This window comes from Thiocystis violacea (assembly GCF_016583565.1).
Taxonomy (GTDB): domain Bacteria; phylum Pseudomonadota; class Gammaproteobacteria; order Chromatiales; family Chromatiaceae; genus Thiorhodococcus; species Thiorhodococcus violaceus_A.
This window is the reverse complement of record NZ_NRRF01000003.1, coordinates 51,826-67,793: the sequence shown is the minus strand read 5'-3', so window position 1 is coordinate 67,793 and position 15,968 is coordinate 51,826. Positions and strand designations below refer to the sequence as shown.

Annotated in this window: 12 protein-coding genes; 1 reads left to right on the top strand and 11 read right to left on the bottom strand. The window is 64.8% G+C overall.

Going from position 1 to position 15,968, the window contains the following annotated elements; all coding sequences use genetic code 11:
• Positions 1–75: 75 nt before the first annotated feature.
• The 8 genes from CKO23_RS01930 to CKO23_RS01895 form a co-directional block, all read right to left on the bottom strand.
• Positions 76–495 (bottom strand): SCP2 sterol-binding domain-containing protein, encoded by a 420-nt coding sequence (locus tag CKO23_RS01930; protein ID WP_200328057.1) that lies wholly within the window; start codon positions 493–495, stop codon positions 76–78.
• A gap of 185 nt (positions 496–680) precedes the next feature.
• Positions 681–2,201, bottom strand: a complete 1,521-nt coding sequence (ppx, locus tag CKO23_RS01925) for an exopolyphosphatase (protein WP_200328056.1) — start codon at positions 2,199–2,201, stop codon at positions 681–683.
• A gap of 84 nt (positions 2,202–2,285) precedes the next feature.
• Positions 2,286–2,627, bottom strand: a complete 342-nt coding sequence (locus CKO23_RS01920) for a hypothetical protein (RefSeq protein WP_200328055.1) — start codon at positions 2,625–2,627, stop codon at positions 2,286–2,288.
• 6 nt (positions 2,628–2,633) lie between these two features.
• A complete protein-coding gene (locus tag CKO23_RS01915) occupies positions 2,634–3,026 on the bottom strand; it encodes a P-II family nitrogen regulator (protein ID WP_200328054.1) in 393 nt (130 codons plus the stop codon).
• Positions 3,023–4,837 (bottom strand): DUF1538 domain-containing protein, encoded by a 1,815-nt coding sequence (locus tag CKO23_RS01910; protein WP_200328053.1) that lies wholly within the window; start codon positions 4,835–4,837, stop codon positions 3,023–3,025. The genes CKO23_RS01915 and CKO23_RS01910 overlap by 4 nt, the downstream gene beginning before the upstream one ends.
• 326 nt (positions 4,838–5,163) lie before the next feature.
• On the bottom strand, positions 5,164–6,624 hold the full coding sequence (locus CKO23_RS01905) for an FG-GAP repeat domain-containing protein (protein WP_200328052.1): 1,461 nt from the start codon (positions 6,622–6,624) through the stop codon (positions 5,164–5,166).
• A gap of 97 nt (positions 6,625–6,721) precedes the next feature.
• Positions 6,722–7,468, bottom strand: a complete 747-nt coding sequence (locus CKO23_RS01900; protein WP_200328051.1) for a hypothetical protein — start codon at positions 7,466–7,468, stop codon at positions 6,722–6,724.
• A 124-nt stretch (positions 7,469–7,592) separates the two neighbouring features.
• Positions 7,593–8,246, bottom strand: a complete 654-nt coding sequence (locus CKO23_RS01895; protein WP_200328050.1) for a hypothetical protein — start codon at positions 8,244–8,246, stop codon at positions 7,593–7,595.
• A 564-nt stretch (positions 8,247–8,810) separates the two neighbouring features.
• Here CKO23_RS01895 and CKO23_RS01890 point away from each other — a divergent pair.
• Complete coding sequence (locus CKO23_RS01890) at positions 8,811–8,990, top strand: PA3496 family putative envelope integrity protein (RefSeq protein WP_200328049.1); 180 nt, start codon at positions 8,811–8,813, stop codon at positions 8,988–8,990.
• Positions 8,991–9,124: 134 nt separating this feature from the next.
• Here the strand turns inward: CKO23_RS01890 and CKO23_RS01885 are convergent, their stop codons facing one another.
• The 3 genes from CKO23_RS01885 to CKO23_RS01875 form a co-directional block, all read right to left on the bottom strand.
• Positions 9,125–12,727: a mechanosensitive ion channel domain-containing protein gene (locus CKO23_RS01885; protein WP_242482153.1), complete on the bottom strand. Its 3,603-nt coding sequence runs from the start codon at positions 12,725–12,727 to the stop codon at positions 9,125–9,127.
• 29 nt (positions 12,728–12,756) lie between these two features.
• Positions 12,757–14,085 carry an amino-acid N-acetyltransferase gene (gene argA / locus CKO23_RS01880; RefSeq protein WP_200328048.1) on the bottom strand — a complete coding sequence of 443 codons (1,329 nt, stop codon included), beginning with the start codon at positions 14,083–14,085 and terminating at the stop codon, positions 12,757–12,759.
• Positions 14,086–14,341: 256 nt separating this feature from the next.
• Entirely contained in the window at positions 14,342–15,703 is a 1,362-nt protein-coding gene (locus CKO23_RS01875) for a sigma-54-dependent transcriptional regulator (RefSeq protein WP_200328047.1), read from the bottom strand.
• Positions 15,704–15,968: the final 265 nt, after the last annotated feature.

Sequence of the window (15,968 nt, the reverse complement as noted above, 5' to 3'; positions counted from 1 at the left end):
GAAAAAAGCCCGCGCGATGGCGGGCTTTGCTCTGCAATGACGGCTGTTCAGCCGATCACTTCATTTCCCTTCACGTCATTTCACTTCGTCGGTATCGAGCTGTTGCATGAGGCCGAAGCTCTTGACGAAGGGGTTGGCCATGCGCGGGTCCTTGATGATGGCCTTGTAGTCGCCGACCTTGAACTTGAGCTTGCCGGTCGCGAAGGCGGTACCCATGCCCATCATGCCGATGCCGTTCTCGACCCACTTGAGCCAGTCTTTCTTGTCGGCGCGCATGTCCCAGTTGGGGGCCGGGTCGCTCTCGGACCAGTCGCCGGCGCGGATGCATTCGCCCTTCTCGACGACGAAAATGCCTCGGGGATTCTCTTCGTCCTTGAAGCCACAGGTGATGACCGAATAAAAGTCGATCTCGGCGAGCTTGTCCTTGACCTCGGGCTCGTTGTTCCAGGCGTTCATGAGTTGTTTCATCCACTCATCGGAAAAGAGTGCGGCCATTCTTCTAGATCCTCCGGAGTGAGCAGCCAAAGGCCGGCGCGACGGGCTCGCGGCGGCCGCTATGGGTTCTTCGTATCAACGTGGGCACTGGCCCACGTGACCCTGGATTCTATCAGGATAAAGAGAAGAGTTTCGGCCTCTCGGCGTTGTTCCGTGAACGACCCGCGGGCCTGTCGGGCGCTGCTTCAGCCGAAGCTGAGCTGGATCCCGGCGGCGGCGAGACGTTCCGCCTCCTGCTCTAGCTCGATCTGGGTCAGGGGGTGAGCGGCGAGCCAGTCGTCCGGGAAGCTGAGTGTCAGCTTGTCGCCATCGGCGGCGAGCTTGGGATTGGGTTTGTTGTCGGCGGAGCGCCCGCGGTGCATGAGGATGGCGAGGCGCAGGATGACGCAGAGGCGGCGCGCGCACACCTGCATGTCCGCGGACAGGGCGGCGAACTCCTGAGCGGGGAATTTGCGCCGGTGGCCGAGCACCAGGGCGGAGAGCAGCATCTGCTCCTGGCGCGTGAAGCCGGGCAGGTCCGCGTTGCGCAGCAGATAGGCGCCGTGCTTCTGGTACTGGCTATGGGCGACCATGACGCCGATCTCGTGGAGCCTGGCGGCCCAGGAGAGCATCCGTGGGTGCTCGGGATTGGTGAGCGTCCAAGGACCGATCAGCTGGCGATAGAGCACCTGCGCCGTCGACTGGACGCGTTGGCCGTGCGCCTGATCGATCTGGAACTGGCGGCAGAGCTTGGCGACGGTGCGCTCGCGCACGTCGCCGTGCTGGTCGCGGCCGAGCATTTCGTAGATGAGCCCCTCGCGGAGCGCGTAGTCCGAGACCTGCATGTGCTGGATGCCGAGCGACTCGAAGACGGCCCGCAGCACGGCCACTCCGCCCGCGAACACGGGTTGGCGCTCCTCGGTCAGGCCTTTCAGGTCCAACGCAGAGGTCTTTCCCGCGTCCACCAGTGCGTCCTTCAGCGTGGTCAGCGACTCGGCCGAGATGCCGTGTTCGCACCAGCCCTCGGCGTTGACGACGGCGGCGATGGCCCGGATGGTCCCCGAACTGCCGACGGCCTTCTGCCAGCGCGCGCGGCGAAAGAGCTCGCGCACCGGTCTGACTTCCAAGGCCCCGGTCAGCTCGGCGCGCTGCATGGCCTTGGCGGTGATGCGTCCGTCCGCGAAGTGGCGCTGGGACATGCTGACGCAGCCCATGTGCAGGCTCTCACGCAGACGCGGCGAGAAGCCCAACCCGACGATGATCTCCGTGCTGCCGCCGCCGATATCCACGACCAGCCGCCGCTCCGCGCCGGCCGCCAGGCCATAGGCGACGCCCAGGTAGATGAGACGCGCCTCTTCCCGGCCGGCGATGACGTCGATCGGGTGGCCCAGGGCGGCCTCGGCCTGCTCGATGAAGCCGGTCTCGGGCGGCACCTGGCGCAGGGTGTTGGTGCCGACGGCGCGCACCGTGCCCGGCTCGAAGCCACGCAGGCGCTGGCCGAAGCGCTCCAGGCAGGCCAGCGCGCGCTCGGCGACTTCGGGCGAGATGGACTTGTCGTCCCTCAGGCCCTCGCCCAGGCGCACCATCTCCTTGAGTCGGTCGATGATCTGGACATGTCCGTCATCGATCCGGGCGACGATCATATGGAAACTGTTGGAGCCGAGGTCGACGGCCGCAACGCTCTGTTGGGTCGGCGCATCGAGGGCCTGGTCTGCTGCTTCAGGCATGAGGGAGATCCAGCGCGTGAGCGGGGGTGCAATCTTAGCAGAAGACGCAGTCGGCCAGACGCCCCGGCGCGGCGCACGGCTGGCCTATGGCTCCTCGGGCAACTCGGGCAGCGCGAAGCCGGTGGCCATGGTGGTGCCATGCAGGAACATGAGCCCGCCGTGGGGGCGATTGATCTCGGCGGCCTCATAGATCAGCTCGAAGAAGCTGTCCGCCTCGCTCGCGGGCACCGCAACGGTCAGGATCTCGCGCTCCGAGGTCTCGCCGATCCCGCGATGGCGCAGCGGGGTGATGCGCCCCACGCCGCGCGCATAGTTGATTTCGACGGTATTGAGCCCGTGGTCCCTGGCCAGGATGCGGACCAGCGGCAAGGCCCTTCCCTTGGGCAGGATGCAGGTGATGATCTTCTGGGAATCCTTGATGTCCATCGCGGATCAGCCTTTCGGTGTGCGCCGGCTGCGCTCCCGTTTGGAGGCCAGCCGTTCGATGATCTCGGGCGGAACGAAGGTGGCCGCCTTTTCGAGCGGCGTGACCCACATGAACCCCATGCCAGGCGTATCCATCTTGCCGGCCACGTACATGGTTTCGAACACTCGATCGACCTGGTCGCTCGACACCACGATGTTGATGACCTCCTTCTCGGCCTCGACGGCCAGACCCCAGATACCGAGGCGCTCGCGCACCCCGCGTCCATGCGCGTAATGGATGCTGGCGCCCTGGGCGCCGGCCTCTTGGGCGGCCTTGACGATTGCGTCCGCCATGCCCCGCTGGACGCTGGCGGTGATCAGTGCGACGTCGGTGAGGACGACGATCTCTTGCTTGCTCACGCCAGAGTCTCCTTCGGTTGAGCCTGATGCTTCGGTTGAGCCTTATGCTGCGGTTGCGTCAGGTGCATGGATTCGTCATAGCGGCGCTGTTTGCGGCGCACCTTCCACTGGATCCAGAGCCCGGTCGAGAGAACCGACAGGATGGGGCCGATGGAGGCCATGGAGAGGATACCGAAGCCCTCGATGGCCTGCATGGCGTCGCCGAATCCGAGCCCCATCGCCAGGACCAGGGGGACGGTGACAGGGCCGGTCGTCACGCCAGCGCTGTCCCAGGCGATGTTGACGTACTCCTCGGTGGAGAAGATCGTCAGCAGGATCGCCAGCAGATAGCCCGGGATGAGCAGCCAGGCGATCGAGAAGCCGAAGACGATCTTGGCGACACCGAGCGTTAGCCCGAATCCGACACCCAGGGAGACCGCGTAGATCAGGACCTGCTTGTGGAAGGCGCCGTTGGTGAGGTTCTCCACGGTGAGGCCGAGGGCGTTGAGGGCCGGCTCTGCGAGCGTGGCCCCGAAGCCGAGGATCCAGGCGAAGGCGATGGCGATGGCGAGCCCGATCCCGAACGAGAAGAGCGGGTCGTTGTCCACCGCGGCGATATCGGTGAAGGAGGCCGGCACCAGTCCGCCCGACTGACCGCCGAGCTTGGCCAGCCCATAGGTCAGGCCGAGATTGAAGACGATCATCCCGAGCACGGTCAGGGTGATGCCGTAGGCGATGTTGCCGGGGTGTGCAAGCCGCTCCCTGAGGACGAAGCGCATCACCAGGAAGAGGAAGAGGATCAGCGGCAGGATGGCGCGCAGCCCGCCGATGATCTCGACCCATGGCGTTTGGGCGTACCAGCTCGACGGCGTTGCGACCGAGGCGGCCACCTTGGCGGCCGCGATGATCTCAGCCGGGCTGGTCACGAAGGACAGATAGATCGCGAGCAGCTCGACGCCGATGATGGGGAAGAGCGAGGCGAGGGTGACGATGCCGAAGCCGGACAGCGAGGTCTGGCCCTTGCCGGCGGCGGCGGCGATGCCGATCCCGAGCGAGAGTACCAGCGGCACCGTGACCGGGCCGGTGGTGACGGCGCCGCAGTCCCAGGCCAGGCCGAGCGTCTTGTGCAGCTGCGGATCGGTCGTGAGATAGAGCGTCAGACCGAGCGTCGGGATGAGTGTGAGATAGATCAGCGGCTTGAGGCTCCAGCCGTACAGGAATCTCAGGGTTCCGAGCACGGCGGCCACGCCGACGCCCAGGCCGACGCCGAGCACCAGGACCTCTGACCACTGGTTCAAGAGGGCGTAGAGATAGGGGGCCGACTCCACCTGAACGATCTGCCCCGCCGCCTTGAGCGCCCCGATCGCCGGTTCGGCGAAGGTGACGCCGATCCCCAGAAGGAAGGCGATGAGCAGCACCAGATTCAAGTGGGCCTTGGCGGGAAGGATGATGCCAAGGGTCTCTCCGAAGGGCATGAGGCCGACCTTCAGCCCCTCCATGAAGAGCATGAGCCCGAGGATGACGGCGACCAGTCCGCCGGTGATGATGCCGGCGTCCAGGATCTCCTGTTGGAGGATGAGCCACTGGAAGAGCATGAGATAGACGGCGAGCGGCACGACCGCGCGGACCTGCTCCAGGAAACGGATGCTGACGTAGGGTTTGATCAGCCGAAAGGCGTCGATCGGGCGCAGGCGGATCCTGGGCGCGCGGTAGGGGAGTTCGCTTCCGTCCGCGTCGCGCCAGATCTTGGGCGTGATGTTGTTGTAGGAAATGCGGTCTTGCTGGACCGTGATCTCTCGGACGAAGGCTCCGAAACGGATCTCTGTCGGCATGGTTCGTCATCCCTGCTGGCTTGGGCCGTCATCGGGCGCGTCGGGGCAGGACCCTGGTCGCGGCCCGAAGTCCTGGGATTGATGGTCGAATGATACAGGCTCGGGGTTGCCGATGGGGGGATGGCCGCCCATCGGCGCCAACATGGCCGGCCAGCCCCTGAACATCAGTGGAGCGCCGTGATGTGTCGCACGCGAGGACAGGGGCGTTGGTGCGTGGAAGTCGGAGCCATCCCTGCGAGCGATGACGCCCGGTCATGCGGGTCGAGCAAAGGGGTGCCGGCCCGAGATAACACGAGGGTGAAACACGGCCCTACACTGATCCAGGCCTAGTCAGGGCGATGCTCGCGCTTGACGACAGGCCAGAATCCGGCTTCGGCATGGTCCTCGCCGACTGTCTGAGCTTGAAAGCTTTCCAGAAAAGAGAAATTTTGAGCGGCGTCATCGATCAGCTCCAAGACGCCGTAGCTGCCTTTTCCCAGCCCAACGAGGATTTCGCTACGGGCATCGTTATCGATGTCGCCGACGGACGGGCGCGTCTCGCCGTTCATGCCGTTGTACTCGGGCATATCAACGCCGACGTAGCCTCGCGATAGCAGAGCGCTGTCCTCATAATCGAAGACCTCAACAAAACCACCGCCAGAGTGACCCAAGCCGATGACGATCTCGTCCTTCCCGTCGCCATCGACGTCGCCCAGTGCCGGACGTGTTTCGCCGACGGCATTGGCGTAGTCACCCCAGGTGAGGTCGCCGGTGAGAGATTCGGTTTCGGTTAACAAGCGACCTTTCACGCCGTTTTCGCCGGCTTCGATCTCAACGATGGGGTACTCTGGCTCGGACCATGGCGAATCCGTGTTGGTATTGGCCGTCGGCAGGATGAAATCTTTCTTGACCAAGAAGCTGCCGCCTGGCAGACCGTTACTGCCCGAAATCGCGGCCAGACCGACAACCAACTCGTCGCGCCCGTCTCCGTTCAGGTCACCCAGCGCGGGGAAGACCTTGCCGAGTGCCGCCGTGTACTCGGGCCAGTCCACGTGCGTCCAGCCGATCGAGGCGAGGGCGTTGTCGTTGTAGCTAAATACCTCTATCAAACCGTCACCGCCGGCTCCAAGGCCAATGACGATCTCGGCCCGTCCGTCGCCGTCTAGATCGCCGATCGCTGGGTAGGTTTCGCCGTTGGCTTGGTTGTAGTCCGGCCACGAGAGCTGGCCCCAACGCAGAAATGAGAAATCATCATCGAGGATCCGAAACAGCCCGCCCAACGAGCCTGTCGAGCCATCGCCATGTGTATAGCCGATGACGAGCTCGTCCCGACCGTCACCATCGATGTCTCCGGAGGCGATGTGGGATTCTCCTCGTGTCGCCTCGGACGGCAGCGTGCTCAATGCGGCTGATCCCACGGCCACGGTCTGCTCGAACTCACGGTTCATGTTCCCAACTTCGAGCCAGGTGTCCGTGAGTGCGATATCGCTCGCCGAAAACACATAACGGAAGTGACCCGTGGTGATCTCATTGGAGTAGCTCGACTCGTTGGCGCCGGCGCCGGCCGCCGTCACAGCGAAGTAGTAGATCTCGCCAGCATCCAGGTTGGTCACGGTGTAGCTGGGCTGCTTGCCGGCCTCGGGCAAGCTGCCGAGATCCACGTCGATCGTGAAGTCGTATTGCCTCGGGCTGGTTCCGTAGTGGAGGCGATAGCCCGTGAGCCGATCGTCGGTGACCGGATCCCATTCGAGTCTGTAAGATCCGGGCTCGCTCGCCGGAGTCGCGGTGGAGAGCCCGCAGGCGACCAAGACGAGCGCGAGACTGAGGGAGCGACGTTGACATGTCATAACGGCAACCTGATGCGGTCTTTACGAGCGCCTTCCCTGGTGCTCGAGGGTGAGTGTTTCAGTCTTTGCCGCTGCCCTTGATGCGCTTGGTCAAAGGTTCGGCGTTCGGGATGCTGCCGAGGATTGGTAGCCCGATATAGCGCGCGATCTGCCGGTCGGACTTGAAGGATTGGTCTAAGACCTCCGCCAAGCCAATCGCAATGAAGCCGAGAACCAGAGACACCAGCAGGATCATGGTCGCCGGCCCTAAGCGACTGTCATCCCATAACGCCCGCTGCACGGCAATACTCCGCGGGCCTACTGTCGCCAGGCTAGCACCTTCGGCAGCCGGGTTTCGCGAGCGTACAATTGCCGCCTCGGCGCGTTGTGTGAGTCGCGTCACGAAATAGTCGACAAGCAGGTTTCCAAGCCCTTCGTTTTTTCCTCGGTATGAAAACAGGATAGTCGAGTTCGTTGTCTCGGAGAGTGACAGAGTCGAATCTATCAGCCGTCGAAGCTCGACATCGGAAAGACTGGAGCTTTCGAGCAGCTGAAAGAGTCTGACATTCTTGCCGAGTTGGGACAGGGCGAAGTCTTCCTGAAGCAAAAGGTTTGGATCCTTGAGGATTTGCTCGAGTGGCAGGGACTCCACCGGATTCTTCGCGACCCGCACCTGGCCTGAATAGGAGACATCCTGGGAAACGATGAAAATCCTATCTAAGTAGATTTGACTGATGAGATAGAAGGCTGGGGGCAGCAACGCTAAAAGAAGCAGCCACCAGTAATGTTTGAAGGATTGCGCGTAGCGTTTGATCAAAAATCCCATTCCAATTACCCCTCGTGTTCCCTGCCTCAGAGAACGATTGATTGCGCTTGATGCCGGATCGGACTCTAAAAAAGCCAGAGAGACTGTTGCCGCGGGATCTTGTCGCGATGGCCTTCTTTGATCGCTACCGAGACCTCGACATGTCGGGTTGGTTCGTCAGTATGCCGATGATGTTCGCTCCAGCAATCTCCAACGTGGTTTGTGCTCGTCGAACGCTCGGCTTTCGCGAGAGTCCCTTTGCCACGACCAAGACGACGCCGTCGACGCCCCGGCTGAGCATGACCGGGTCCATCATGGTGCGGTTGGTTGGAAAGATCGCGCCGCTATCGACGATCACGAGGTCATAGCTGTCCTTTGCCTGTTTCAAGAGTCGCTCCACAACCCCAAAGTCCACTTGCTCGCGATTGCCATGAGTCGCGTGATCGACAGGCGCGAAGAGCACATCTAACTCCAGATTGCCCGGTCGGCTGACGAGTTCGGACAAGTCAGCCCGGAGGATCTTCTCCGCGTCATGCTGAAGGGGCTCCCCGAAACAATGGTGCATCGCTGGTCGATACCAGTTGAAGTCCATCGCGATGACTCGACAGGCCCCGCTGGAGGCTGCCGCGGCTGCGATGGCGGACGCGCAGAGGGTTTTTCCTTCGTCTGCGCTGGCGCTGGTGACAAGGACGGACGCTGGTTTCTTCTCCAGCAACGCATGCTCGACCGCGCCGAGCGCTCGTTTGACCTCGGCGGTTTGCTGCAGCGCTGTTCGGCTCGCTTGCTCGGACTTGATCATCAAATATCCCTCGAATCAAAGACAGAAACATCGGCGTCGATCATCCTTCGGACCAGTCTTCTTCGGTCGGGTGGACAAGCGCAGCGCAGTCCACCAACAACGGCGCGGGGTTCGGTGCACTTCGCTCTCGCTCGTCCACCCTACCGGTCCAACCGATAACCGAGGCCGAAACATCGACCAAGAAGGCGGCATCCCGCGGAACAAGCATCAACGGCAAGGTATAGGGATCGACACGCGATCTGCGCCTGTTGGTTGCCACCTGCATTATGGCTCGATGGGGCGCCGCCGCTTGCAAGGCCTTCCGGTTGGGCGATTGCCTTCGGCGGCATTCGAGAAGGCGTTCACAGTTCCGACGCGTGGTTTTGCTCGCCTGTGCCACGCTCAATCCCCTCCCCCTCGGTCTTGCCCAGGCGGTGGGCGGTCGGCTCGGCTCCCTTTCCGGGTCATTGATCTCGAAATTCGATCGTCAAGATCGAAAAAGATCGCTTTATCTCGGCCTTGCATTTGGATATACGACGGTCCTTTGACGATTCGTTGTCCTGTTCAACCCCGAGGTAAGAGGAGATGTTGGATCCCGATATGAGCTATGGCGAGGAAGGCATCGAGCGTGTTCCGCCCATGATGGCCCAGGAGTCGCGTGGCCAGGCCGCGAGCCTAGACATTCGCCGTCGCATCGAGCAAATCCGCGAGCTGAAACGGCTGCGCGAACTGCTCGATGATCCCGATTTCAATGAGCTGGGCTAGGCCCGGCTAGCACCACGCTCATCGGCGGAGCGCCCGCTCCGCCCCGCCTCTCGCAAGAGTCCGCCCCGTCCCGTCGCCGCAGAGGTCGTCTCTGCGAGTGCGAATTCCCGTCACTGAGACCTCGGCCACCTGCATCAGCCCTCCGTGATTGGGGCACCCGCGCCCATCGCGCTCGCATCCTTCTGGACGCGGTGCAGCCGCAGATCCAGCGGTTGGTTCGTGAAGAGCCGAACGTCACGCTGCGGGAAGGCAATCGCGATGCCGTGCTCCTTGTAAATGTCGTAGATAGCCTGGTGGAGATCCGTGATGACCCCGATCCGCCCGTCGAGCGAATCCAGATAACACCGCAGAACCAGGGTGAGGGCGTTGTCGCCGAAGGACTCGAAGCTCATGAGCGGGGCCGGATCTTTGAGGACGCGCGGGTGCCGCTCCGCCACCTGCGCGAGCAGTGCCAGGGCCTTCTTGGTGTCGCTCCCGTACTCGATGCCGACCGGGATGGTGAGGCGGTTCTGCTGGTCGGTCAGCGTCCAGTTGAGTAGCCGCCCGGTGATGAACTCCTTGTTCGGCACCAGCAGCTCCTGCTTGTCCCAGTTGCGGATGGTCGTGGCGCGAATGCTGATGTTGCTCACCACGCCCGTGGTGTCGCCGATGGTCACGATGTCGCCGACGCGCACCGGCCGCTCGAAAAGAATGATGATGCCGCTGATGAAGTTGGCGACGATCTCTTGCAGACCGAAACCGATGCCCACGCCCAGGGCGGCGACCAGCCACTGAACCTGCCCCCAGCTCAACCCCAGGGTGCTGAACGCCAGGAGCGCGGCCACCGCCGTGATGAGATAGCTCACGAGCGTCTTGATGGCGTAGCGTGCGCCGGCCGAGACGGAGGCGCTCTGCAGCAGCACGATCTCCAGCAAGGCTGGCAGGTTCTTCGCCACGATGGTCCCGACGAAGACGATGACGAGCACCAGACCCACGTCCGCGGCGGTGACAGGGATCATCTGCTCGGTGCCGTCGACGGTCCCCGTGTAGTGCCAGAGCGCGAAGCGCTCGAAGAAGGTGAAGGCCGGGAGTACGTCCGACCAGGTGAGCCAGAGGCCGACGATGCCGCCGATGAAGACGGAGGCGTTGATCAGACGTCGCGTCTGCTCGTCCAGGGTCGCGAGATCGGGCTCGGGCTCCTCCACCGCCAAGACCTCGGAGGTCGTGCCGGACTCCTTCTTCTCGGTCTCGCTCTGGGCGCGCCGCGCCGCCTGCCGCTCGAGTGCGGCCTGCAGCGCCAGACGGCGCCGGGTGACGATCAGCCAGCGGACGATGGTCTGATGCAGGACGACCAGTCCCAGGGCGAGCCACATCTGGTAGACGAGCGACTGAAAGAGGACCCCGGCCGTGTAGACGTAGCCGATGACGGAAAGCAGGGCGAGGGCCAATGGGGCGCCCACGATCACGGGAAACCAGATGTGGCGCAGCCGATAGAGCCAGCCGTCTTGGTGATCCTGCAGGAACTCCTGCAGCACGCCCGTCCTGGGCTGCAGCAGCAGGTAGAAGAAGACCGTGAAGCCCAGCATGTTGGCGATCAGCATCAACCGGGCCAGGCTGGCGATGTAGGCGGGATCGTCGCTCTGATAGAGGGCGATGGTAAGGATGGAGACGGGGATCACATAGAGCGTGAACCAGTCGAAGTCCTTGCGGATCCGCTTGAGTGTCTCTGTGCTCCAACGGAAGTGCCGGTCCGCGACCCCGCTGGTGAGACAGAGCATCCGGAAGGAGAGCAGGTAGTAGAGACCGAAGGCGACCTTGGAGAAGGCGGTCCCCAGCGCCTGGCTGAAGGCGCCCGCGACGGGCGAGGTCTGGAGCTCATGTCCGAGCATCCAGAACAGCAGGGGGAGGGGGAGGGCCGCCAGCAACGTCAGGCCGATCGCCTGCAGGGTGAAGCGAATGCGGTCGGAGCGCACCCGACGCAGGGGCTCGGCATTGGCGCGGATGGCGCGCCGCAAGGCCGAGAGCTTCCAGAAGAGGAGGCTGGCCGCCAGGAGCCCGAGCCAGAAGGTGACGGATGTTTGGGCGCGCTCCGCGAGTGTCTTGCCGACGTTCATCCAGCTGTCGATCGAGAGCATCCAGCCGATGGCCCCAGGCAGGGCGGTGAGGGTCTGCAGTCCGACCAGGGGCGCGCTGCGCACCCACAGCAGGCGCTCGGCGAGGAAGTCGTCGTAGCTCTGCGCGACCTGGATGACGCGCTCGGCCGCGTAGTTCAGCTCGCCGAGCTGGCGGATGTAGTCATCCTCGATGTCGAGCGCCTGTGCCAGCAGGTCCTTGCGCTGCTTGAGCACATCGATCAGCGCGCCGCGCATCTCGGGGTCCGCCGGTGTGTCCGTGCCCGCTCCATTCTGTTCGCCGGCGATCAGCTCGTCGGCGTAACGCTTGATGTCGCGTAGTTTGAACTCCTCCTCGCGGTCGCGGATCTGGCGCAGGGTCGCTTCGGCGCTGGCGTCCTCGCGGCTGCTGATCTTGCTGCGGTAGCGCGCCAGGTCCGGGAGCTGGTTGCGCCGATCGAGCAGGACCTGGCCCAGTGCCTTGCTGAGTCCCACGGCCTCGAGCCGTTGCTTGGCGCCGCGGAAGTCGTCCTCGATGCGCTTGCGCTCGGCGTCGATCTCGGCGAGCTCTTCACTGGAGCCCTGCAGCTGCTTGGCGATGCCCGCGAGCGACTCCGTCAAATCCGCGTTCTCAAGGATGAGCTTGCGCACCAGGGTCGGTTTGTCCGCGGCATCTCGCCTGGCTTGGTCCGACGCCTCCTGGGCGGCCACGACCTGCTGCTCGCGCAGGCCGCTCAGGCGTTCGTCCAAGGCCTGCTGCCGGGCCTTGAGCGTGCGCACCTGAAGCGCGGCCTCGTCACGCTTGGCCTTGTAGTAGTCCTCACGCACGCTCTGCGCGAGCAGATCCTGTTCGAGCATCCCCGACTCGGCCCAGCGCGCCTGACGCTGGGCCTCCAGCGCCCAGCGTTTGGCCTCGGTGAGTTCTGGGGGTTCGCCGGGCGGCGCTGACTTCTTGAGGTTCTCGTCGATCTCGTCCAGGGCCTGTTTGACCGCGATGAGGCGTGACCTGCTGTTCGCCGGTCGGTCGAGACTCTCGTCGAGCAGCTTTTCGAACTCGTTGACGCGGTTCTCTTGCGCCGCGACGTCAGCCATCACCTGGCTGATGCGTTGTGCGGCGTCCTCCGCCGAGAGTTCCGCCGGCAGCGGCGGTGAGACCTGGCCCGTGGTGTCCGATTGGCGTCGCTCCAACTCGCGCTGGATGGATTCCGTCTCCTTCGGCGCGCTCAGGATGAAGGCGGCGACCTCCTCTTTCTTGGCCCGGAAGCCGGCGGCCTCCTCAAGGCTGGACTGGGTACGTCGGTAGAGCTCGCTCAGTGACAGCTTGAGCGCCTCGTCCATGGCCTGCGCGGATGCCAGCGCCTTGAGCTTGTCTTCCAGCTGTGCGGTCGTCGGCAGGGGGAGCGCAGCGGCGGCGCTCGCGCCTGGGCTTGGCCCGGAGTCGGATGGGGTCGTCTCGGCGGCGACTGGCGCGCACAGCGGCAGGAGGGCGAGGGCGCCCGCCGTGAACAGCCTGAGCCCGACGCCGAGCCAGCCGCGCGCGGATGCGGTGGGCGCGGCATCGCCGGCGCCGGATCTTGGGTTCAGTGGAGATCGCCGGCCAATCCCGGCCGAATCGAGTGCTCGCAGCTGCGTCATGTCGTGTTGCATGTCTGACTTCGTGAAGGTGTTGAGGCTGTTCAAAGCGGTTTGATGAAGACCTTGGAGCTGCGCTGGAAGTTGTAGAGGACCTGCTTCTCCATGGGCAGGACCTCGAGCCGTGCCGGCTGGAAGCCGCGCTCCTGGAACCAATGCGCGGTCTGGGTGGTGAGGACGAAGAGGCGCTGGATGTGCTGGCGGCGTGCGAGTCCCTCGATATGCTCGAGCAGGCGGTCGCCGCGGCGATCGCCGCGGTAGTGGGGATGCACGGCCAGACAGGCCAGCTCGGCCATGCCCTCGTCGGCATAGGCGTAGAGCGCCGCGCAGGCCGTGACCATGCCGTCGCGCTCGGTGATGAAAAAGCGGTCGATCTCGGTCTCCAGCCGCTCGCGCGAGCGGCGCACCAGGACGCCGCCCTCCTCCAGGGGCCGCAGGAGCTCCAGGATGCCGGTGACGTCGTCGATCTTTGCCGGACGCAGGTTTTCGTAGGGCTCGGCGGAGATCAGGGTGCCGCTGCCGTCGCGGGTGAAGAGCTCGCGCAGCAGGGCGCCGTCGCGTCCGCGCCCGACCAGGTGGACGCGCCGGATGCCGTTGCGGCAGGCCGAGGCGCCCGCGCGCAAGGAGCTGGCGAGTTCGTCCGGGATCTCGGGCCGTGTCGCGAGCAGGTCGTCGACCTCGCGCGCCAGTAGGTTGGGGGCGATGAAACCCGACTCGGCCAATCGCGGGTCTTCGATCAGGAAGATGAGCTTGTCGGCACCGAGCGCGACCGCTGCGCTGCGGGCGACGTCCGCGGCGCTCAGGTTGAAGACCTCGCCGGTGGGGGAGTAGCCGAGCGGCGGCATCAGGGCGACCGCGCCCTGGTCGAGCAGCGTGCGTAAGGTCCGGTGCTCGACCCGACGGACGGCGCCGGTGTGGCGATAGTCGACGCCCTCGATCACGCCGAGCGGCCGTGCCGTGACGAAGTTGCCGGAGACGACGGGGATGCGCACGCCGGCCATGGGCGAGTTGGCCAGCCCGAGCGAGAGCAGCGCCTCGATCTCGACGCGGACCACGCCGGCGGCCTCCTTGACGCAGGCGAGCGCCTTGTCGTCGGTGACGCGCAGCCCATTGACGTAGCGCAGCTCGGCGCCCTGGCCCTCCAGGCGCGCCTCGATCTGCGGCCGTGCCCCGTGCACCAGCACCAGACGGATGCCGAGTCCGTGGAGCAGGGCGATGTCATGGACCAGATCGGGGAAGCGCGCATCCGCGACGGCCTCGCCCCCGAAGGCGACGACGAAGGTCCGGCCGCGGTGGGCGTGGATATAGGGCGTCGCCTGACGCACCCAGTCGACGAAGGGATCCCAGCCCTGACCTGCGGAGTCCGGGGCCATGCGCGTATCGGACACTCTCTAGCGACCTCGTTGGCTGAATCTGTGCGGCGGCGCCGTGGATCGCCCGACGGGGAGGGCGGGATCATCGCAGGGGCCGCGCGTTCAGGTGTGCAAAGATCCGGGATTCTGCAGGATCGCCGGGGGAACGGCTAGCGCGGCGGCGCGCCCGACCGAGTGGATGTCCGCGCCGGGCGTGGCAGGCGCAACCCCTCGCGCCAGCCTCTCTCGACGAGTGCCGCCCTGGTTGTCTCTGGCCTCACTCGATGCCGAGCTTGGCCAGGCGATAGCGCAGGGAGCGCAGCGTCATGCCCAGCTTCCTGGCCGCCGCGGTGCGGTTCCAATGCGTCTCTTCCAGCGTGCTCAGGATGGCCCGTTTCTCGATATCGCTCAGATAGTCTTCGAGCGGGACGCTGTCGTCCAGCGGCTCCTCGGCTTGGGGCGGCGCTGGGGTGTCGGACTTGGTGAGGTAGAGATCCTCGACATCGATAAGGTCGCCCTCGGCGAGCGCCGTGGCACGCTCCAGGACGTTCTCCAGTTCGCGGACGTTGCCCGGGAAGGGGTGGCGCTTGAGGGCATCGAGTGCTGACGGGGTCAGCTGCATCCGCCGCGCGCGCCCGCCATGGGTCTCATCCTGGGCGAGGCGTTTGAGCATCTGGTTGGCCAGCAGGGGGATATCCTGTGGCCGCTCGCGCAGCGCGGGCATGCGCAGCTCGATGACATTGATGCGATAGAAGAGATCCTGGCGAAAGTGCCCCTTCTCCACCTCGGCATTCAGATCGCGATGGCTGGCGCTGATGATGCGGACATTGACCGGGATCTCTTGTTGGGCGCCGACCGGGCGCACGCACTTCTCCTGGATGGCGCGCAGGAGCTTGACCTGGGCCTGGAGCGGGAGGTCGGCGACCTCGTCGAGAAAGAGCGTGCCGCCTTCGGCGGCCTGGAAGAGTCCTTCCTTGTCGCTGACCGCGCCGGTGAAGCTGCCCTTCTTGTGACCGAAGAGCTCGCTCTCCACCAGATCCTGCGGGATCGCGCCGCAGTTGACGGGAATGAAGGCGCCCTCGCTGCGCGGGCCTTGTGCGTGGATGAGCCGCGCGGCCAGCTCCTTGCCGGTGCCGCTCTCGCCGGTGACGAAGACGGGCGCCTGGTTGCGGGCGAGCTTGACGATGAGGTGGCGGATCTCGTCCATGACGGCGGAATCGCCCAGCAGGCGAGTGCCCGGCTGATCGGCGGAGTCCTCCGCCGCGGCGCGCCCGCGCAGCTTGAGCGCGGAGCCGACCAGGCTGCGCAGCAGCTGGAGATCCACGGGCTTGGAGACGAAATCGAAGGCGCCGGCCTTCATGGCTGCGACGGCGGATTCCATGTTTCCGTGGGCCGTGATCATGGCGACCGGGATGCCGGGGTAGCGGTCGCTGAGGTGGTGCAGCAGGTCGAAACCCGTACCATCCGGCAGATTCATGTCCGTCAGACAGAGATCGAAGCGGTTGCGCTCGAGATGGCGCTTGGCCTCTGCCACTGTCAGCGCCGTCGACGCCTGGATGTCCATTCGCCCCAAGGTGATCTTGATCAGATCCAGGATGTCCGCTTCGTCATCGACGACGAGTGCTTGAGCCTTGTGCATGGGCATCCGTTCAGCCTCAGTCTGTTGACCTTGAATCCTGCGCCCGAGGCGCGCTGAACCCGCCTCTCCCCGTCGTCGCGACTGGGGGCTAAGCCTTCGGATGGCTTGGGATTCATGCTCCGAGGAGGCGCCTCGCCCTGTCCGTTCGGCTGCGGATCGCCTGCAAGCATAACGCGCGTACACTCCAGGCCGAAAGTGACGCTCTTCACGCTTCGCGGGTGTTGTGCTCGTGTGCGCTCATTCAGCGCGACCGCCGGGCCGTAGC

Bases quoted from the DNA above. Each gene is read 5' to 3' on its own strand.
- CKO23_RS01900 (WP_200328051.1), bottom strand. From the start codon at position 7,468: ATGGGATTTTTGATCAAACGCTACGCGCAATCCTTCAAACATTACTGG.
- CKO23_RS01895 (WP_200328050.1), bottom strand. From the start codon at position 8,246: ATGATCAAGTCCGAGCAAGCGAGCCGAACAGCGCTGCAGCAAACCGCC.
- CKO23_RS01885 (WP_242482153.1), bottom strand. From the start codon at position 12,727: ATGCAACACGACATGACGCAGCTGCGAGCACTCGATTCGGCCGGGATT.
- CKO23_RS01890 (WP_200328049.1), top strand. From the start codon at position 8,811: ATGTTGGATCCCGATATGAGCTATGGCGAGGAAGGCATCGAGCGTGTT.
- CKO23_RS01930 (WP_200328057.1), bottom strand. From the start codon at position 495: ATGGCCGCACTCTTTTCCGATGAGTGGATGAAACAACTCATGAACGCC.
- CKO23_RS01910 (WP_200328053.1), bottom strand. From the start codon at position 4,837: ATGCCGACAGAGATCCGTTTCGGAGCCTTCGTCCGAGAGATCACGGTC.
- ppx (WP_200328056.1), bottom strand. From the start codon at position 2,201: ATGCCTGAAGCAGCAGACCAGGCCCTCGATGCGCCGACCCAACAGAGC.
- argA (WP_200328048.1), bottom strand. From the start codon at position 14,085: ATGGCCCCGGACTCCGCAGGTCAGGGCTGGGATCCCTTCGTCGACTGG.
- CKO23_RS01875 (WP_200328047.1), bottom strand. From the start codon at position 15,703: ATGCACAAGGCTCAAGCACTCGTCGTCGATGACGAAGCGGACATCCTG.
- CKO23_RS01920 (WP_200328055.1), bottom strand. From the start codon at position 2,627: ATGGACATCAAGGATTCCCAGAAGATCATCACCTGCATCCTGCCCAAG.